Here is an 18338-nt window from a genome sequence, read left to right as displayed (position 1 = left end):
TACGAAGGTGCACGTCAACCTGTCGAAGGCGCATTGGTTCAAGAGCAGCTACAGCAGCGGCGGCCAGGAATGCGTGGAGGTCGCGCACTTGGCAGGCGGGATGGTCGGTGTCCGAGACTCGAAGAACCCGACTGGCCCGGCGTTAATCTTCGTGTCCGGCGACTGGGATGCCTTCACCAGCGGTCTCGTGTGCGGCGAGTTCGACCGCTCGTAGACCGATGCATGGTGCGCGGTAGTCGCTCTCGCCAGCTTCTTACACCAATAGGGGAGTACAAACGTGCACGTCAACCTGTCGAATGCGAATTGGTTCAAGAGCAGCCGCAGCGGTGGGGGAAAGGAATGCGTCGAGGTCGCCCATCTGGCAGGCGGCATGGTCGGCGTCCGCGACTCCAAGAACCCCACCGGCCCGGCGTTGGTCTTCACCCCCGCCGCGTGGGACGCCTTCACCGCGACCCTCTAAGCCTTCAAGATCAACGGCACATGGCTGTGGCGTTTGCCGAGAAGAGCTCTCCACCATGTGCCGTTGATCTTGATGTTCAGGGTGGGTCGCGGGGGAGGAGGGTGCCGAGTGGGCCCAGGTCGATGTTGAGGTCTTCGGGGGTGAGGCCGAAGTGGTCGCGTAGTTCTTCCATGCGTTGTTCCAGGAGCATGAGGGTGGTGCCGATGCGTTCGATCTGGGCGTCGGTGAGGTCGCCGGCGTCGACGCGGCGGATCGCTTGACGCTCCATGAGTTGGCGGAGCAGTTCGACCAGGGTGAGGACGAGGCTGACCAAACCGCGCTCTACGGATTCGGGCTCGGTGTCGATACGGGGTGGGATGCCGCCGAATTCAGTCATCGCCGGGGGGCTCCAGCGCGGGATGCGTCGCGGGTCCGAGTGATCCGGACAGGGTGCTGATGGAGGAGATGAGTGCGCGCAGCGAGATCTGGACCAGGTCCACGTCCGCGATGGCGAGCTTGATGTCCCCGGTGATCACCACGCCGCCGGCCAGCACCCGATCCAGCAGATCGACCAGCGCGACGCGGCGCTCTTCATCGACCGTCATGCCGGTTCTCGTTCCACACCGGCGAACGAATACGGCGGCCACGGACCGGTGAGTTCGAGGCGGATGCCGGGGAACTCGTCACCGAGCGCCTTGACCGCGGTGGCGAAATCGTCGGTGCGATCGTCGTCCACCAGGTAGGTCCCGTTGAGCACCAACCAATCCCGGCGGCCGCTCAGCGCCGGGTCGGTCAGCGCTTGGCGTCGTCCCGCCGCGGCGTGCCGGAGCAGGCGGTTGTGGATCTGCTCCGCACGCTGCGCCGCGTCGCGTTCCACGGATTCCTGCGCCGACAGTTGCGCCCGCCGCCGCGCCAGATACGCCGCTCCCGCGCCCTTGCCTTCGCTCGCGGTGCGGGCCTCGGCCACGGCGGCGGTCAGGGCGGCGCGATCGCCGTAGGCCTTCACGCCCCACTCGGTGCGGCCGCTGACCAGCTCCAGCGCGGCGGCGAAGTCGGCTCGCCGTTCGGTCAGCAAATCGCGGACCCGATCGTCACCGAGGAACACGGTCGCCAGCCGGAGCGGAACGACCGGACCCCGGCGCACCATGGCCGAGACGACGGCGTCGTGCGCGCGGGCCGTCGCTTCCAGCCAATCCAAATCCTCCAGCCGCGCCTTCAGCGGTTGCTCGCCGTACACCTCGAGCGGCACCGAGCCGACGATCGCCGTCAGACCGTCCACGACCACCGCGCGCACCGGCTCGCCCGCGACGCCGGTCAATCCGCCCAGCTCCTCCGCCTCGCGGCCGGGTGTCACCGCGTACAGCCAGACCCCGAGATCCGTCACGAGCGTTCTTCCCTCGGCTGGCGGCGACGCTCGATGGGTTGCGGTTGCCGCTTCGCGCTCTCCAATTCGGCGATCCGGTCGCGGAGCTTCTGATTCTCGAGTTCCAGATCGCGATCCTGCCGTTCCAGCGTGCGGGCCTTGCTGTTGAGCCAGGGATCGCTCTCCCACCAGTCGATGCCGACGGACTTGGCCGTCTCCAAGGACGCGATGACCAGCCGCAGTTTGATCGTGAGCAGTTCGATGTCGAGCAGGTTCACCTGGATGTCGCCCGCGATCACCAAACCCTTGTCGAGCACTCGTTCGAGGATGTCGGCGAGGTTCGTCGACGAATGCCCGCCGAGCGGCTGCGGTGCGGACGATCCGCCGGGAGCCACCGTCATGACCGGGCCCCGATGTCGGTGCTACCGCGCCCGTAGCGCCTGGTTCTGCGGTAGGCCAGCATGTTTCCGTCGAGATCGATCTCTACTTCGTAGAGCGCGAGGATGTCGGCCGACGACGGGATGCGGCGGTCCTCGAGCACCTCGACCTCCACCACCCAGCCGTCCTCCGTCGGTTCCATCGAGGTGACGCCCTCGACCTGTTTCGATGTCAGGTCCACGAGGTGTCCGACCGCCACCGCGGCGGCTTGCGCCGGAGTGGCGGGAGGCGGCTCGTCCGAGCCCGAATGGACGTCCTCGGAAGTGGTCTTGCGTGCCACACGGATCACTCCTTCCGGCCGGTGGCGGTCACGCCTGCCGACCGGTCATGCGGTCCAGCACCGCCTGCTGCGCTTGTCTGCGTTCCTCTTCCGACAATCGACCGGCGGCCGCGGCCGCATCGATCTCCTCTAGTTCGCGGCGCATGAGGGCGGGATCGTGCATCTTCTGGTCCACCTGGTCCTGGATCAACTCGCCCAGCCAGATCACCCCGCGGACCGGCGCCAACGGCAACGACAGAATCGATGTGACCACGCCGAACATGTCCTCACCCCTCCGGTCCGCGCTTCGCCACGAAGTCGTAGGCCGCCATCGGGCCGAGCAGATTCAGCTCGACCCGGCCGTCCCACTCCTCGCCGAGCTCGCGCAGCGTCTCCTCCAGCTCTTGCTGCCGTTCCAGTTCGACCAGCAGCGCGATGTGCACGGCCTCCTCCTCGTGGGTGGGGTCGCGGTAGTTGACCAACGGCTCGAACCGCTCGAGCGCGTCGACCACCTTGCGGGTGTCCGCGGCGCGCTTGGACTCGATGGCCTGGTTGATCATCTCGCCGAGCGCGATGCGTTCGTTGCGGGTGGCGTCCTCCGGTTTGTCGCGGATCGCGTCGCGTAGCCGGGCGGCTTCGGCGTTCTCCTCGAGCAGTTCCCGGAGGATGGTGTTCTCGACGTAACGGCCTCTGACCACGAACTGCGCGCGGCCCTCCAACTGCTCCAGAGCGGAGCGGAACTCGGCTTCGTTCGCCCCGAGCAATTCGTTCTCCACCGCCTCGGTGTCGGTCATCACCGCGCCGAAGCGCAGCGGCAGCACCGGAGCGACGGCAGCCGAGCCGTCCAGCAGCTCGGCGTGCGCGGTGAGGTCGTCGGGCGTGCCGAGCGGTCGATCGGATTCGAGCCTGCTGATCAACGCGGCGATCTCGCCGTGCCGCACCACTCCCACCTCGCCGGGTGGATCGCCGACGCCGCTGGCATGCGGCTCGGGCTCCACGTCGGCGGGCACGATGCCGTAGACGTATACGGCGGCTTGACCGGTGGTCATCAGCCCTCCCTACGTTTGGGCCTGTTCGCCGTCTGGCGCTTGTCCTGCACGTCGCCGAGGAAGTCCATGACCTTCTCGCCCGCCGCCTCGAGCGCGCCCTGTGTCTTGTGCTTCGCCGCGCCCTGCGTGACGTCGCCGACGATGTCGGTCAAACCCTTCGGTTCGCTGGTGGAGATCTCGAGCCGGTTGACGGCCTCGGCGAAACGGAGATAGGTGTCGACGCTGGCCACCACGACGCGGGCGTCGATGGTCACCAGTTCGATGCCGACCAGCGACACGCGTGCGAACGCGTCGATGACAAGTCCCTTGTCCAAAATCGTGTCGATCACGTCGGCCAGGCTGGAGGAGTTCGGGCGCGCCATCGTGCCCGCTCCGCCACCGCCTCCGCCGCCTGCGGGTTCGATTGTCATGCGTGTGCTCCTCGCTTCTCACGCGACCGGCGGGTCACCGTGCTGCGGCGGGCGGCGGGTCGACGGCGCGGACGCCGCTCTCCGGCTTCCCGGTCCTCGTCTCGCTCGTCCGTCTCTTGCTCGTCGGTCTCGTCTTGCTCTTCCTCGTCCGGTTCCCGATCCGTTTCGTCCTGCTCGCTGTTCTCCTGTTCCTCGCGTCGTGCGGTCTCGTCGTCCTTGACGACCTTGCTTTCGTGGATTTCGCCGTGCCAGCCGACGATGTCGTCACGGTGCAACACCGACTCGGTCATCACGTGCCGCTGGAAGTGCTTCAGTTCCAGGCGGCAGCGGCGGCCGGCCGCGCGCCAGATATTGGCGGTCTTCTCGAAGACTCCCTGGGGGTGGTACTCCAGCACCACGAGGATGCGGGTGTACTCCGGTGCGATCTCGTGGAAGGTGACCGCGCCGTCGATGTAGCCCTTGTGCCCCTTGGAACGCCAGATGATCCGCTCGAACGGCACCTGCTCGAGAATCGTGGATTCCCAGGTGCGCCGGGACCAGAACACCTTGCCGGTCCAGCTGAGCTTCTCGTCGGCGACCTGCTCCACCTGCTCGAGCTTCTTGGTGAACTTCGGGAAATCCGCGAACTGGGTCCACTGGTCGTAGGCCAGATCGACCGGAACGCCGACGTCGATGTGCTCGACGATGTTGGTCAGTTTGATCTTCTTGCCGCCGCCTTTGCCCTTGCCGCCGGTCAGCGACTGCTTGACGGTGTCGAACTGCTCGCGCAGCGAGTGGCCGATCTTGGTCTTGCCCATGCTCATGACCGCGCTCAACGGCGAGGCGCCTTCACCCAGCTTCTGCACGCCGGTCAGCGCCGACAGCAGGTTCCCGCCGCCGCTGCCCTCGGCGTACTCGGTCAACCGGCCCGCGGTCTTCGACACCTGGTTGGTGAGCCCGGCCACCGCACGTTCGGCCAATGCTCCGGTGAGGTTCTGGACCGACTGCTGCAAGAGGCCGGTCGGGGGAGGTGGCGCCTTCTTCTTGGCGGAGGACCTGGCCTTCTTGGCGGAGGCTCCCGCCTTCTTCGCGGATGATCCCGCTCCGGTCGCGGCTTGGGTGGCCCGGCTCGCGGTGTCGGCGGCTACCTTGCCGACACCAGCCGTCGCGTCACGCAGAATCTTCGCCATCGCCGGTCACCTCCTCGTCCGGCGCACGGGGGCTTGACCGGCCTCGGCGCGACTTCGGCGGCCACGGGTACCGGACGGCTTGCGGTCCGCGGAGTCGGACGAGCGATCCGCTGTCGGCGAACCCGCTCCGCGCTTGGCGGCGGTGCTCGACCGGCGAGCACGCCCCCGCGCGGCGGGCCGTTCGGCGTCCTCTTCTTCGGCGTCTCGGTCGGAGTCTTCCTCGTCGGACGCTTGGTCTTCGTCCTCGTATTCGTCTTCGAGTTCGTCGTCGGGGGCCCGGTCCTCGTCCTCGGGGGCCTCGTTCTCCTCTTCGTACTCGTCCTCGGGGCCCTGGTCTTCGTCTTCGTCTTCGTACTCGTCCTCCGGAGCCTGCTCTTCGTCCTCGTCCTCGGGCGCTTCCTCCTCGTACTCGTCCGACTCCTGGTCGTACTCGCCCTCGTCGGAATCCGTCGCCCGCGAGCCGCCCCGATCCTGGTCCGCCAGGAGCGTCGCCCCCTGCTGCAACCGGTTGCTGAGCGCGTCGATGCGATTGCTCGCCGCGGTGACCGCTGCCGCGCGCGCCGCGCCGAGCAGTTCGTCACGCACGGTGTCGGTGATCCGGGTCAACTCCGGCGTCGATTTGAGCAACTCGGTCCCGCGCCCGATCAGATCCCCCGGCCCTCCCGCGGACCGCCGGGCCATCGCGGCGCCCGCCAGCGACAACGCGAAGCGCATCTTGCGGGTGCGGCCCAGCAGGTAACCGATGCCGACCCCTAACGCAATTCTTCCTCCGCCTTTCATCACTCACTCCTTGCTCGCCTCGACTGCCACCGCACCGGCGAAGCCGGGGCGTCGAGACTTGACGTCCCCAGAAGTGGGGTAGACCACATTGCGGCGGCCAAACTTCAGCGTATGCCTGGTTATCGATGAGGTCGATGTCTTTGCCTGCGAAAACTGGTGATCAGATGGGTCTGTCGAGGCTGGTCAGCGACCACTTGGCAGAGAGCAGTGGACACTGCCGGAAAAATAGTTCGGGAATCTTCGCGAACTATGTCGAAGGCGAGCGGGCGGCTCCGACCGGTAGGTGACAGCAAGTCACACCACAGCACAGGAGCACATCATGTCCGTCAACACGTTCCTCTGGTTCGACAACGCCGCCGAGGAAGCCGCCGCCATGTACGCCGCGGTGATCCCGAACTCGCGGGTGGTCGAGGTCTCCCGCGATTCCGACGGTTCGGCGTTCATCGTCTCGCTGGACCTGGACGGTCAGGCGGTCACGCTGATGAACGGCGGACCGGATCACCCGCACACCGATGCCGCGTCGCTGCAAGTGGTCGTGGACACCCAGGACGAGGTCGACCGACTGTGGGACGCGCTCACCGCGGACGGCGGCGAGCCCGGCCCGTGCGGCTGGCTGAAGGACCGCTACGGCCTGTCCTGGCAGGTGGTGCCCTCGGCGCTGCCGAAGCTGATGGGCGGTGACGATCCGGCCAAGACCATCGCGGTCGGCACCGCCTTGCGGTCGATGTCCAAGCTCGATCTCGCGGCGCTCCAGAACGCCTACGACAACGCCTGATCACGCGCCGCGAACGCCGAAGACCCCGCCGGGACGCCGTTGTCCGGGCGGGGTCTCGCGGCGTCGTCAGCGCCAGTGTTCGGGCGTCACGGGGGCGTCCCACGCACGGGCGTAGCGGCGCTTGTCCGGAGCGTTGTATTCCTTGCTGCGGTAGACCACATACGGCCGCACCAGGTAGCCGACCGGTGCGCTGAACATGTGCACCAGCCGGGTGTAGGGCCACAGCCCGATCAGGGCGAGCACCACCAGCCCGTGCAGCTGGAAGGTCCACGGGGTGTCCACCATCAGCTCCGGTCGCGGGCTGAGCGTGAACAGACTGCGGAACCACGGCGACACCGTCTCGCGGTAGTTGTAGGTGCCCCACAGCAGATTGCTGCCCCAGGTGTTGAGCAGACCGGTGATCAGCGCCGCGGCCAGCAGCACGTACATCAGCTTGTCGTTGCCCGTGGTCGCCTTGCGGACGGCGGGAACGGTGAAGCGACGGTAGAGCAGGATGCCGACGCCGGCCAGCACGGCCAGACCGGCCACCGAGCCGGCCCCGACGGCGATCACGTGGTAGACGTGCTCGGAAATGCCGATCGCCGAGGTCCACGATTCCGGGATCAGCACGCCGAGCACGTGCCCGCCGAACACCCCGACCATGCCGAAGTGGAACAGCGGGCTGCCCAGCCGCAGCAGGCGGCTCTCGTAGATCTGCGAGGAGCGGGTGGTCCAGCCGAACTGGTCGTTGCGGTAGCGCCACAGGTGCCCGAGCAGGAACGAGGTGAACGCGACGTACGGCAGGATCAGCCACAGCGAGACGGGCAGATGCGGCGTTGCGTTCATCGTCGGCCTTCCGATCCGTCGAACAGGGAGGGGTCCATCGCGAAAGGTTCCAGCCCGACTTCCTCTTCGGGCGGGCCCTGGGCGGCGAGTTCGGCGATGCGCCTGCGGTCGGCGGTGGTCGGCGGCGGCAACGTCGCCCCGATCGCCGCCAGCACGCCCGCGTAGGGAGAGTTGTTGTCCGACAAGGAGAGCCGCAGCAGTTCCAGCACCGGAACGTGCTCGCCGAGCAGCCGTTCGCCGCCGATCGGGTCGACGGTCGCGGCGAACTCCAGCAGCACCGGCAGGTGATCGGGCAGCTCTTCGTCCCCGAGTTCCACACCGGCGTGCCGGTAGGCGTGCTTGAACCGCAGCAGCGCCATGCCGCGCTTGCGGGTGTCGCCGTAGGCGTAGAAGGTCAGGTGCAGGCTGGCGCGGCGGCGCATGTCGAAGGTCGCGACGTAGGCGGCCGCGAGTTCCAGCGGCGGGGTGGTCCGCAGGTAGTCGAGGCATTCGTCCAGGTGCGCGCGCACCTCGTCGGGCAAACCTGTCGCGGCGCTGGTCAACTGGCCGATCATGGCCAGCGTCTGCTCGCTCGGGTAGTCCAGCAGCAATGCGGCCATGCGCCACACCAGCTGGCGGTCGCGCTGGGCGAGTTCGACCACCGCTTCCGGGCGGCGGCGCAACTTCAGCAGGCTCATCGCCCCGCTCCGCTCGGCGCGGAGGCCGGGTCACCCGCGACGCTGCCCGCACCGTGCCCGTTGCCTGCGACCCCGTTGCCCGCGCCGTTCGCGTGTCCGTTACCCGCGTGCCCGTTGCTCGTGCCGTCGGCGTGCCCGTTGCCGTTCGCGGCGCCATTGCTCGGCACCAGGCCATCGGTGCTCTTGCCGTCCCAGTTCAACAGGTTGATCCGGCCCGACTTCTGCTCCGGCGCGGCGCCGTTGGTGTCGGTGAGGTGGAACTTCTCCACCATCTGGTCGAACGCCGTCATGCCGGGACCGCCGTCGGTGTCCAGGCTGCACCCGGTGGCCAGCGAGTCCAGTTCGTGCGCGCGAGCTCCCGCACCCGTCGGAATGACGTAGCGATGCTCGTACTTGGCGATGGCCAGCAGCCGGTACATCGCCTCGATCTCTTCCGGCTCCAGCCGCACCGACGGCGCGATGGAAGGGTCCGGTTCCTCGCCGAGATTCACCGACCGCATGAAGGAGCGCATGGCCGCGAGGCGTTGCAACGACGCTCGCACCGGCCCCACGTCGCCCGCGGTGAACAACTCGGCCAGGTACTCCACCGGAATGCGCAGCGCGTCGATGGCGCCGAACAGATTCGACACGTTCTCGCCGTCGTGACCGGTCTCGCTGAGCACGTCCACCACCGGCGACAGCGGCGGCACGTACCAGACCATCGGCATGGTGCGGTACTCCGGATGCAGCGGCAGCGCGATCTGGTAGTCCACGATCAGCTTGTAGACCGGCGAATCCTGCGCCGCCTGAATCCATTCCGGCGAGATGCCGGCCCGTTCCGCCTCCGCGATCACGCGGGGGTCATGGGGATTGAGGAACACCCCCAACTGCGACGGGTAGAGATCCTTGTCGTCGGTGACCGAGGCGGCCTCGAGCACGGCGTCGGCGTCGTAGAGCATGACGCCGATGTAGCGCAGCCGCCCGACGCAGGTCTCCGAGCACACCGTCGGAATGCCGACCTCCACGCGCGGGTAGCAGAAGGTGCACTTCTCCGCTTTGCCCGTCTTGTGGTTGAAGTAGATCTTCTTGTACGGGCAGCCCGACACGCACTGCCGCCAGCCGCGGCACTTGTCCTGATCCACCAGCACGATGCCGTCCTCGGCGCGCTTGTAGATCGCGCCGGACGGGCAGGAGGCCGCGCAGGAGGGATTCAGGCAGTGCTCGCAGATGCGCGGCAGGTAGAACATGAAGGTCTCTTCGAACTCCAGTTTCACCTGCTCCGACAGCTTCGCCAGCAGCGGGTCCCTGCCGACCTGCTCGGGGCCGGAGCCGAGGTCGTCGTCCCAGTTCGCGCCCCAGGTGACCTTCGTGTCCTCGCCGGTGATCAGCGATTTGGGCCGCGCGACCGGCGTGGTGTCCACCGGCGGGGAGGACAGCAGGTTGTCGTAGTCGTAGCTCCACGGCTCGTAGTAGTCCTCTACCGTGGGCAGATCCGGGTTGGCGAAGATGTTCAGCAGCCGCTTCAGCCGGGACCCGGACTTCAGGGTCAGCTTGCCGCGCTTGTTCAGCGTCCAGCCGCCCTTCCACTTCTCCTGGTCCTGGTACTGCCGCGGATACCCCTGCCCGGGGCGGGTTTCCACGTTGTTGAACCAGACGTACTCGGTGCCGCCGCGATTGGTCCACGCCTGCTTGCAGGTGACCGAGCAGGTGTGGCAGCCGATGCACTTGTCCAGGTTCATCACCATGGCCAGCTGTGCCATGACGCGCATGTCAGTACCGCTTTCTCGCGTCGGTGGATGGTGCCGTGCCGCCGTCGCCCATGTCAGTACTCCACTTCCTGCGAGCGCCTGCGAATCGTGGTCACCTCGTCGCGTTGGTTTCCGGTGGGGCCGTGGTAGTTCAGCGCGAAGGACTGCTGGGCGTAGCCGCCGATGAGATGCGAGGGCTTGATCATGATGCGGGTGAGCGCGTTGTGGATGCCGCCGCGCTTGCCCCGGCCCTTGGTGTCCTCGCCGAGGCCCTCGATGCGCGGCACGTCCACCGCGCGGTCCTGGGCGTGGTACATGAACACGGTGCCCTCGGGCATCCGGTGGCTGACGATGGCGCGGGCGACCACGATGCCGTTGCGGTTGATCGCCTCGATCCAGTCGTTGTCGCCCACGCCGATCTTCGCCGCGTCACGATCGGACATCCAGATCGTCTGCCCGCCGCGCGAGAGCGTCAGCATGTGCAGGTTGTCCTGGTAGGCCGAGTGGATCGACCACTTCGAGTGCGGCGTCAGGTAGCGCACCGTGACGCCCTGCTCGCCGACCGCGCCGATCGACGGCTCGCGGAACAGCGCGGTCATGTCCAGCGGCGGCCGGAAGATCGGCAGCTGCTCGCCGAGTTCGATCATCCAGTCGTGATCGAGGTAGAAGTGCTGCCGCCCGGTGAGCGTGTGCCACGGCTTGAGCCGCTCGGTGTTGATGGTGAACGGCGAGTACCTGCGTCCGCCGGTCTCGCTGCCCGACCACTCCGGCGAGGTGATCACCGGCACCGGACGCGCCTGCGTGTCGGCGAAGGTGATCCGTTTGCCCTCGTGCTCGGCGGCCAGATCGGCCAGTTTCGTTCCGGTGCGGCGTTCCAGCGCGTGGAAGCCCTCCACCGCGAGGCGGCCGTTCGTGGTGCCCGACAGCGCGAGGATCGCCTCGGCCGCGTGCGTGTCCTTGGCCAGCGAAGGGCGGCCCTGCGCGACGCCGGACACCACCGTGCCGTTCACCCCGGCGAGGTACTCGACCTCCTGGTCGGGGTAGGTGGTGACGCCCTTGGTGGTGACGCCGAGCGTGTCGACCAGCGGCCCGAGCGCGGCCATCTTCTCCGCGATCTTCGGGTAGTCGCGTTCGACCACCACCAGCTTCGGCATGGTCTTGCCCGGAATCGGCTCGCATTCACCGGCTTTCCAGTCCAGCACGCGCCCGCCCGCCTGCGCCGTCGCGTCCGGCGAGTCGTGCTGCAACGGCACGGCGACGATGTCCTTGCGCTTGCCCAAGTGCTTCTCGGCCATCCAGGAAAAGCCGCGCGCGATGCGGTGGAAGGCGTCGAAGTCGGTCTTGGCCTCCCATGGCGGCGAGATGGCCGGGGAGAAGGCGTGCACGAACGGGTGCATGTCGGTGGAGGACAGGTCGTGCTTCTCGTACCAGGTGGCGGCGGGCAGCACGATGTCGGAGAACAGCGTGGTGCTGGTCATCCGGAAGTCCAGCGACAGCAGCAGATCCAGCTTGCCGGTGGCGGCGGTGTCGCGCCAGTTCAGCTCCTGCGGCCGCACGCCGGCGGCCTCGGCGGCCTGCAGGTTGGAGTCGGCGCCCAGCAGGTGGCGCTGGAAGTACTCGTTGCCCTTGCCGGAGGAGCCCAGCAGGTTCGCCCGCCACACGGTCAGGCAGCGGGGGAAGTTCTCCGGCGCGTCCGGGTCCTCGCAGGCGAACCTCAGCTCGCCGGACTTCAGCCCGTCCACCACGTGCTCCGGCGCGGTCTTGCCCGCGGCCTCGGCCTCGTCCACCAGGTCGAGCGGGTTGCGGTCGAAGGTGGGGTAGCTCGGCATCCAGCCCAGCCTGCTGGCCAGCGCGATGTTGTCGGCGGCCGTGCGTCCGGCGAACTTGCCGGTGCCCAGCGGCGAGGCGAACGACTCGGCGGTGAACGGGTCGTAGCGCCACTGGTCGTTGGTCAGGTACCAGAACACGGTGCCCTGCATCTGCCGCGGCGGACGCTGCCAGTCCAGGCCGAAGGCCAAGGTGGACCAGCCGGTGACGGGGCGGCATTTCTCCTGTCCGACGTAATGCGCCCAGCCGCCGCCGTTCACGCCCTGACAGCCGGTCAGCAACGTGAGCGTGAAGAACGCGCGGTAGATCTGGTCGGAGTGGAACCAGTGGTTGGTGCCCGCGCCCATCAGGATCATCGAGCGGCCGCCGGACCGATCGGCGTTGTCGGCGAATTCCCGTGCGATGCGCTGCGCCTGCACGGCGGGCACGCCGGTGATGGCCTCCTGCCAGGCCGGGGTGTAGGGCTCGGCCGCGTCGTCGTAGCCGCTGGGCCAGGTGCCGGGCAGCCCGTCACGGCCGACGCCGTACTGGGCCAGCAGCAGATCGAAGACGGTGGTGACGCGCCTGCCCGCGACGGTCGCGGTCGGCACGCCGCGCACGAGCACACCGGGAACGTCGCTGTCGAAGCGGGGAATCTGTACAGCCGCAGCGTCGTCGGTGCGGCCGTACAGACTCAGGAGGGGATCGACGTCCCCGAGATCGAGGTTCCAGCGCCCGGCTGTCGCATCGCCGAACCGATGTCCGAGCGACCCGTTCGGCACCACCGGCTGCGCCTGCGCGTCCAGCAGCACCGTCTGGAACTCGACGCCCTCGCCGGTGCGGCCGAGGTCGGCGGCGGTAAGGAACTTGCCCGGCACGAACGCTCCGTCGCGCTCGTCCAGCGTGATGAGGTACGGCAGATCGGTGTAGCGCTTGATGTAGTCGAGGAACCGCGGCGTCGACTTCTCGACGAAGAATTCCTTCAGCACCACGTGGCCCATCGCCATGGCCAGCGCGGCGTCGGTGCCGGGACGCGCGGGCACCCACTCGTCGGCGAACTTGGTGTTGTCGGCGTAGTCGGGGGAGACCACGACGACCTTCTGGCCCCGGTAGCGGGCCTCGGTCATGTAGTGCGCGTCCGGCGTTCGGGTGACCGGCACGTTCGAGCCCCACATGATCAGGTAGCCCGCGTCGAACCAGTCCGCGGACTCCGGCACGTCGGTCTGGTCGCCGAACACCTGCGGCGAGGCCACCGGCAGGTCGGCGTACCAGTCGTAGAACGACAGCATGGAGCCGCCGAGCAGCGAGATGAAGCGGGCGCCGACGGCGTGGCTGACCATCGACATGGCCGGGATCGGCGAGAACCCGGCCACCCGGTCGGGGCCGTACTGCTTGATCGTGTAAACGTGTGCGGCGGCGGCGATCTCGGCCGCTTCCCACCATTCGGCGCGGACGAAGCCGCCCTTGCCGCGCGCGGCCTTGTAGCTGCGCGCCTTCTCGGCGTCTTCGACGATCTCGCCCCAGGCCAGCACCGGGTCCTTGAGCCGGGACTTGGCCTCGCGGTACAGCTCCAGCAGCGTGCCGCGCACGTACGGGTAACGCACCCGGGCGGGCGAGTAGGTGTACCAGGAGAACGACGCGCCGCGCGGGCAGCCGCGCGGCTCGTACTCCGGCTTGTCCGAGCCCACCGAGGGGTAGTCGGTCTGCTGCGATTCCCAGGTGATCACGCCGTCTTTGACGTAGATCTTCCACGAACAGGATCCGGTGCAGTTCACGCCGTGCGTGGAGCGCACCACCTTGTCGTGCGACCAGCGATCCCGGTAGAACTCGTCGGCGCTGCGCCCGCCGACCTTGTGCAGCGTCCGCTGATCGGACGACACCTCGCCCCGGTGGAAATATTTTCCCAGCCGCAGGAGCGCGTCCCCGGCGTCGGTGGCCGGGCCGGAGGGTGTACGACCCTGGGCACGCGAATTAACCACGAGGTCCCCTTCGAGCTGTGCGATCGGGTGGATGTTCCGACTGTAAAGAGGCGCGCACAACTGACCAAACATCTTTCTCACAGCCCATTCGCACACGTGGTGAGTTGTGAGATCGGCGCAACGTCACGGTCACGGTGACGGGCGGCTGCCGGGCGTCGTCCGTGGGGTCGACCTGGGGGAACCCGCTCTGAACTGGAGAGAACTGGATCCGAGGAGTCCGCTCGCACCCGCGCCGGTGATGCTTTGGAAACGGCGGGTTCTCCAGTGATTTACATTTGTTAACACATCCGATGAGCCGTCGGCGGCGCTGCGTTTATCCGATCCGACGGGTTTCTGCGTCGACTTCCCGGCAATATATTGTAAGCGCAATCACAATTCGCCGGGAATTCGCCATGGCCGATGAATTCCCGTGACCGGGTGGGGCTCCCGGGCCCCGCCGCCGTCGAATCCCTGCTCTCCACGGACGGCGGCTTCGTCAACGGGGGCCGCCGTGCCCGCCGACGGTGGACGCTCGGGTCACACGATTCGGCTACCCGTCGACCGGTTGTTCGGGCGGCGTACCCGGCTCGAACGATTGCGGCACCGGCCATCAAGGTGCCCGCCGCCGGTTCAGGCGGGGGTGACGGGATCGATGGCGGCGAACGTATCGACCCAATGGTGGGGCGGCCGTGGGGGATTGGGCTCGCCCGGGCGGGCGAGACCGACGACGCGCCATCCGGCGGTGACGGCGGCGTCGAGTTCGTCCGGGTGGTCGGACAGGAACAAGATGCGTTCGGCGGGGGCGCCGATGGCTCCCGCGATCTTGTCGTAGGACGACGACTCGCGCTTGCCGCCCGCTGTCGACAGATCGAAGTAACCGCTGATCAGGCCGGACAGGCTGCCGCCGCGCGCGAAGGCGAACCAATCCTGCTGATTGCGAATCGATCCCGAGGAGTAGACGTACAAGGCGAGACCAGCGGCGTGCCACGCGGCCAGAGCCGGTGGCACGTCCGGGAAGAACTCGCCGTGCAGCGCGCCGCTGCGGAAGCCTTCCGCGCAGATCAGGCCCTGCGCGGTCTTCAGAGGCTCGGCCTTGACGTCGGTGTCGAGCCACCCGCGCAGGATGGCGGCGACCTCGGCCGGGTCCGCGTCCGGCCGCCCGGCCAGCTCCCTGGTCGCGGCCAGCACGGGCGCGGCGTCCCCGGAGCTGTTCTCGGCCAACCACTCCGGGAGCCGCGCACGGGTGTAGCCGTACAGGTCCTCGCGAACCGCCGTGGTGGGGCTGGTGGTTCCCTCGATGTCGACGACGACGGCGTCGGTCACGGCGCGGTCAGCAGCTGGTCGAGGGTGGGGAAGCCCGCGCTGATCTTGTCGCCGGTGAAGTCGCCGACCCAGCCGTCCTCCTCCTCGAAGAAGCGGATGGCGATGAAGTCCGGGCGCTCGCCCATGTCGAACCAGTGCAGCGTGCCCGCGGGAACCGAGAGCAGGTCGCCGCCCTCACAGACCACCGCGAGTACTTCCTCGCCCAGATGCAAGTAGAAGCAGCCGCGCCCGGCGGCGAAGAAGCGCACCTCGTCCTCGGCGTGCCGGTGCTCGTCGAGGAACTTGCCGCGCGCGCCCTCGGCGATCTCCGGCCACCGCGGGTCGGCGTCGTCGGGGTGGATGCGCGCGATGTCGATGTGCTTGTAGCGTCCGGACTCGTTCAGTTCGGCGACGTTCTTCTCGTAGTGCGCGAGCAACTGCTCCGACGGCACCGAGGCGGCGTTCTCCACCACCGGCCAGCGGCCGAACGTGATGCCGTGCTTGGCCAGTTCGGCGCCGATCACCTCGTCGTCGCTGGTGCGTACGCGCACGTCGGCCGCGTCGCCGGCGGCCATCACCTGCAGCAGGGTCATGTCAGTCCAATCTCGAGAAGTCGTCGCGCGGTCCGAACGCCGCCGGACTGCCGGTGCGGGACACCAGCTCACACAATGCTTCCAGGCATTCGGCGCGATCGCGCGCCTGAGCGAGATCGTCGCCCCACGCGGTGATCCCGTGCCCGGCGATGACCAGGACCGGAAGGGCGTCGGGATGGTCGAGCAGGTAGCGCTCGATGTCGGCCCCGATGCGCGGCACCTCGGGCCAGTTCGGGAAGACCGGGATGTCCGCGACGGCCGGGTCGCCACCGCCGAGTCCTTTGATCAGCTCGTAGTCGGTGATCCGCAGCGTGGCGAACGTGCCGGGCGCCGCCGAGCGGGTAGCCAATGCCGTGGCGAACGGCGGATGGATGTGCACCACCGCTTGCGCGGGCCGAGCCCGGTAGACGGCGGTGTGGATCGTGGTCTCCGCCGACGGTTTGCGCCCGGAGCAGGACACCGGCGCTGCATCCGCGACCCGCACGGTCACCATGTCGCGTTCGGTGAGTTCACCTTTGGACAGCCCGCTGCCGGTGACGACGGCGGTCACGCCCGTGCGCACCGAGATGTTGCCCGCCGTGCCGGGCATCCAGCCGCGTCGATAGAGCTCGCGGGCTATGTCCGCGATCGCCGTGCCGTGCGAGGGATCGGTTCGGAGTTCGCGGGATGGATCCGCGATCGACGCTTCGTGGGAGCGATCATTGCGGTGTACGACGCCGTGCTCGGTGACCACCGCGGTCACCAATTCGGCGGGCGTCACGTCGAAGGCCGGGTTGAACACCTCGGTGTGCGCGGGAGCCGTTGCCACACCACCGAATCCGGTCACCTCGGCCGCCGCGCGTTCCTCCACGACGATTTCCCGGCCGGTGGCCGTCTTCGGATCGCGGGTGGACTCCGGAGCCACCACGATGAACGGGATGCCGTGATGGCGGGCGGCGAGCGCGAGACCGTAGGTGCCGATCTTGTTGGCGACGTCGCCGTTGGCGGTGACCCGGTCCGCGCCGACCAGCACGCAGTCGACCTGGCCGGTCGCCATCGCCCACGCGGCGGCGGAATCGATGGTCAGCCGGTGCGGGATGGCCGCCTCGGCCAGTTCCCAGGTGGTCAGCCGCGCGCCTTGGAGCAGCGGGCGGGTCTCGTCCACCAGTACCTGCTCGATCGCGCCGCGCCCGGACAGCACCCGCAGCGTGCCGATGGCGGTGCCGAACGCGCTGGTCGCCAGGCGCCCGGTGTTGCAGTGGGTGAGTATGCGCAGCGGCCGGTCGGGACACAGGCGCTGTACCAGGTCGGCGGCGTTGGTGGCGGCGGCCCGGTTGACCCGGCCGTCCTCGGCCAGCATGTTGAGGGTCTCGGCGAGGACCGCATCCGCGCCCCGGCCCACCTTCGCCCTGACCCGCCGAACCGCCCAGGCCAGGTTGACGGCCGTCGGCCGCGCCGCCGCGATCCGGTCCGCCTCGGCCTGCACGGCCGCCTCGTCCACCACGCCGTCGAGGGTGTGCGCGGCGGTGGCGAGGACGACGCCGAACGCGCCCGCGATGCCGATGGCGGGCGCGCCGCGAACGGCCAGCGTCTTGATCGCGTCGATGACCTCGTCGACGGTGCTCAACCGCAGTTCACGCACGTCGTGCGGCAGTCCGCGCTGGTCGATGGTGACGAGCGCGCCGTCGTCCCAGACCAGTGAGCTGTCGTCCATCAGGCGCATCCTTCGCGTCGAACCGGGTCGTGCCTGGTCAACGGTATCGGACCGGGGACGGCGAGCCGAAATCGCGTCAGGCCGTCCCGGCGCGCAGCTTGGCGGCGCGTTCGCGCGGGTCGTAGTCGGGGCCCACGCCCTCGATGAGCAGCAGGTCGCCGTCGATGTGATCGGCGCGCAGCGGCAGGATCTCCTGGTAGGCGGGCGAGTGGTACCACTCCCGCGCCTCGGCCATCCCGGGGAACTCGATCAGCACCATGCTGCCCGGCCAGCTGCCCTCCACCACCTCGGCCGGGGGCCCGTGGATGACGAAGCGGCCGCCGAACGGGTCCAGCGTGGCCTGGATGCGCTCGAGGTATTCCAGGATGTCGGGATGCGGCCTGCGACTACGGAGATGGGCGAAGCCATAGGCGGACATGGTGTGGCGTTCCTTCGTTCGATGACACCGGGGATGACGTCGAACCGACGGTAGGTTCGCCTGGCGCGGGGTGACAATTACCTGTCGGGTAAAACGCACGGCCCCCGGAACGACCGCAGCCGCCGGTCCCGGGAGGAGGTGGGGGCCGGCGGCGCGGGTGGCGCAGATCAGCTAGCGGCGGCGCTCCTGCTCGCCGCGCCGGTCGGGCATCTCGGACCGGTTGCCCCGACGGCCTTCCATGTCAGCGCCCTCACGCATGTCCTGCTCCTGGCGCTGTTGCTGCTGCTGCCTCGGCATCTGCTTCGGCATTTTCTTAGGCGTTTTCTTCGACTTTTCAGCCATCTCCACTCGGTCCTTTCCGGGTGATTGATATTCGCCTAACGAACACACGATAGCGAGCGGATATGGCCCGTGGAAGGGGAAATGGAAAATATGGCTCCGAGCGGCCGGGGTGTTGCATTACTCCAGGTAGAGACGTTTTTGGTGCTTGGATGCAGTAATGAATCCAGTTCAGCTGGAGTCCGGTGCGGACCTTTCTTCCGGTCGGTTGAGCAGCGTCGAGGGAGGAAGTGGACCGATCAAAACATCGCGGTCATGCGTTCGTTTATTTCCTCTCGGTTCGCGTTCTCGGCGCACTCGCGTCGAATTCGGCTCCGC

Annotated in this window: 22 protein-coding genes; 3 read left to right on the top strand and 19 right to left on the bottom strand. The window is 68.1% G+C overall.

The genetic code is table 11. From position 1 onward, the window contains the following. Positions 1–7 precede the first annotated feature (7 nt). Both ACH49X_RS07270 and ACH49X_RS07265 read left to right on the top strand, forming a co-directional pair. A complete protein-coding gene (locus ACH49X_RS07270) occupies positions 8–214 on the top strand; it encodes a DUF397 domain-containing protein (protein ID WP_195081961.1) in 207 nt (68 codons plus the stop codon). Positions 215–277: 63 nt separating this feature from the next. Next, positions 278–460, top strand: coding sequence for a DUF397 domain-containing protein (locus tag ACH49X_RS07265; protein ID WP_195081960.1), 183 nt, complete (start codon positions 278–280; stop codon positions 458–460). Positions 461–536: 76 nt separating this feature from the next. Here the strand turns inward: ACH49X_RS07265 and ACH49X_RS07260 are convergent, their stop codons facing one another. The 10 genes from ACH49X_RS07260 to ACH49X_RS07215 are packed head-to-tail and all read right to left on the bottom strand — an operon-like array spanning position 537 to position 5907. Beyond that, positions 537–836: a gas vesicle protein K gene (locus ACH49X_RS07260; RefSeq protein WP_195081959.1), complete on the bottom strand. Its 300-nt coding sequence runs from the start codon at positions 834–836 to the stop codon at positions 537–539. After that, a complete protein-coding gene (locus ACH49X_RS07255) occupies positions 829–1044 on the bottom strand; it encodes a gas vesicle protein (protein WP_195081958.1) in 216 nt (71 codons plus the stop codon). The genes ACH49X_RS07260 and ACH49X_RS07255 overlap by 8 nt, the downstream gene beginning before the upstream one ends. After that, positions 1041–1823, bottom strand: coding sequence for a GvpL/GvpF family gas vesicle protein (locus ACH49X_RS07250; RefSeq protein WP_357208392.1), 783 nt, complete (start codon positions 1821–1823; stop codon positions 1041–1043). Before ACH49X_RS07250 ends, ACH49X_RS07255 begins: the two co-directional genes overlap by 4 nt. Then, entirely contained in the window at positions 1820–2203 is a 384-nt protein-coding gene (locus tag ACH49X_RS07245; RefSeq protein WP_355156045.1) for a gas vesicle protein, read from the bottom strand. Before ACH49X_RS07245 ends, ACH49X_RS07250 begins: the two co-directional genes overlap by 4 nt. Further along, positions 2200–2520 (bottom strand): gas vesicle protein GvpO, encoded by a 321-nt coding sequence (gvpO, locus tag ACH49X_RS07240; RefSeq protein ID WP_357208389.1) that lies wholly within the window; start codon positions 2518–2520, stop codon positions 2200–2202. The genes ACH49X_RS07245 and gvpO overlap by 4 nt, the downstream gene beginning before the upstream one ends. 28 nt (positions 2521–2548) lie before the next feature. Further along, positions 2549–2782, bottom strand: coding sequence for a gas vesicle protein GvpG (locus tag ACH49X_RS07235; RefSeq protein ID WP_195081954.1), 234 nt, complete (start codon positions 2780–2782; stop codon positions 2549–2551). Between the two features lie 4 nt (positions 2783–2786). After that, the gene (locus tag ACH49X_RS07230) at positions 2787–3548 is read right to left on the bottom strand and encodes a GvpL/GvpF family gas vesicle protein (protein WP_195081953.1); all 762 of its coding nucleotides are present in this window, start codon (positions 3546–3548) and stop codon (positions 2787–2789) included. Beyond that, the gene (gene gvpJ, locus ACH49X_RS07225) at positions 3548–3958 is read right to left on the bottom strand and encodes a gas vesicle protein GvpJ (protein WP_157112160.1); all 411 of its coding nucleotides are present in this window, start codon (positions 3956–3958) and stop codon (positions 3548–3550) included. Before gvpJ ends, ACH49X_RS07230 begins: the two co-directional genes overlap by 1 nt. After that, entirely contained in the window at positions 3955–5127 is a 1173-nt protein-coding gene (locus ACH49X_RS07220; protein WP_357208386.1) for an SRPBCC family protein, read from the bottom strand. The genes gvpJ and ACH49X_RS07220 overlap by 4 nt, the downstream gene beginning before the upstream one ends. Before the next feature lie 6 nt (positions 5128–5133). After that, on the bottom strand, positions 5134–5907 hold the full coding sequence (locus ACH49X_RS07215; protein ID WP_357208383.1) for a hypothetical protein: 774 nt from the start codon (positions 5905–5907) through the stop codon (positions 5134–5136). Positions 5908–6226: 319 nt separating this feature from the next. Between ACH49X_RS07215 and ACH49X_RS07210 the strand changes: the two genes are divergently transcribed. Beyond that, entirely contained in the window at positions 6227–6682 is a 456-nt protein-coding gene (locus tag ACH49X_RS07210; protein ID WP_357111438.1) for a VOC family protein, read from the top strand. Positions 6683–6748: 66 nt separating this feature from the next. On the opposite strand, the gene narI is transcribed toward ACH49X_RS07210, so the two are convergent. The 9 genes from narI to ACH49X_RS07165 form a co-directional block, all read right to left on the bottom strand. Continuing rightward, the gene (narI, locus tag ACH49X_RS07205; RefSeq protein ID WP_357208380.1) at positions 6749–7507 is read right to left on the bottom strand and encodes a respiratory nitrate reductase subunit gamma; all 759 of its coding nucleotides are present in this window, start codon (positions 7505–7507) and stop codon (positions 6749–6751) included. After that, positions 7504–8184 (bottom strand): nitrate reductase molybdenum cofactor assembly chaperone, encoded by a 681-nt coding sequence (narJ, locus tag ACH49X_RS07200; RefSeq protein ID WP_195081948.1) that lies wholly within the window; start codon positions 8182–8184, stop codon positions 7504–7506. Before narJ ends, narI begins: the two co-directional genes overlap by 4 nt. Further along, a complete protein-coding gene (narH, locus tag ACH49X_RS07195; protein WP_357208443.1) occupies positions 8181–9923 on the bottom strand; it encodes a nitrate reductase subunit beta in 1743 nt (580 codons plus the stop codon). The genes narJ and narH overlap by 4 nt, the downstream gene beginning before the upstream one ends. 62 nt (positions 9924–9985) lie before the next feature. Beyond that, on the bottom strand, positions 9986–13696 hold the full coding sequence (locus ACH49X_RS07190; protein ID WP_357208377.1) for a nitrate reductase subunit alpha: 3711 nt from the start codon (positions 13694–13696) through the stop codon (positions 9986–9988). A 609-nt stretch (positions 13697–14305) separates the two neighbouring features. Continuing rightward, on the bottom strand, positions 14306–14998 hold the full coding sequence (gene mtnC / locus ACH49X_RS07185) for an acireductone synthase (protein WP_357208375.1): 693 nt from the start codon (positions 14996–14998) through the stop codon (positions 14306–14308). Continuing rightward, positions 14995–15570 (bottom strand): cupin, encoded by a 576-nt coding sequence (locus ACH49X_RS07180; protein WP_357208373.1) that lies wholly within the window; start codon positions 15568–15570, stop codon positions 14995–14997. The genes mtnC and ACH49X_RS07180 overlap by 4 nt, the downstream gene beginning before the upstream one ends. A 1-nt stretch (position 15571) precedes the next feature. Next, positions 15572–17263 carry an S-methyl-5-thioribose-1-phosphate isomerase gene (gene mtnA / locus ACH49X_RS07175; protein ID WP_357208371.1) on the bottom strand — a complete coding sequence of 564 codons (1692 nt, stop codon included), beginning with the start codon at positions 17261–17263 and terminating at the stop codon, positions 15572–15574. A gap of 76 nt (positions 17264–17339) precedes the next feature. Continuing rightward, on the bottom strand, positions 17340–17681 hold the full coding sequence (locus ACH49X_RS07170) for a DUF1330 domain-containing protein (protein ID WP_357111455.1): 342 nt from the start codon (positions 17679–17681) through the stop codon (positions 17340–17342). A gap of 171 nt (positions 17682–17852) precedes the next feature. After that, complete coding sequence (locus tag ACH49X_RS07165) at positions 17853–18023, bottom strand: hypothetical protein (protein WP_195081941.1); 171 nt, start codon at positions 18021–18023, stop codon at positions 17853–17855. Positions 18024–18338 lie beyond the last annotated feature (315 nt).

Source organism: Nocardia sp. NPDC019323, assembly GCF_044389845.1.
Taxonomy (GTDB): domain Bacteria; phylum Actinomycetota; class Actinomycetes; order Mycobacteriales; family Mycobacteriaceae; genus Nocardia; species Nocardia implantans.
The sequence above is the reverse complement of the archived record's forward strand: the minus strand, read 5'-3'. Positions and strand labels throughout refer to the sequence as shown.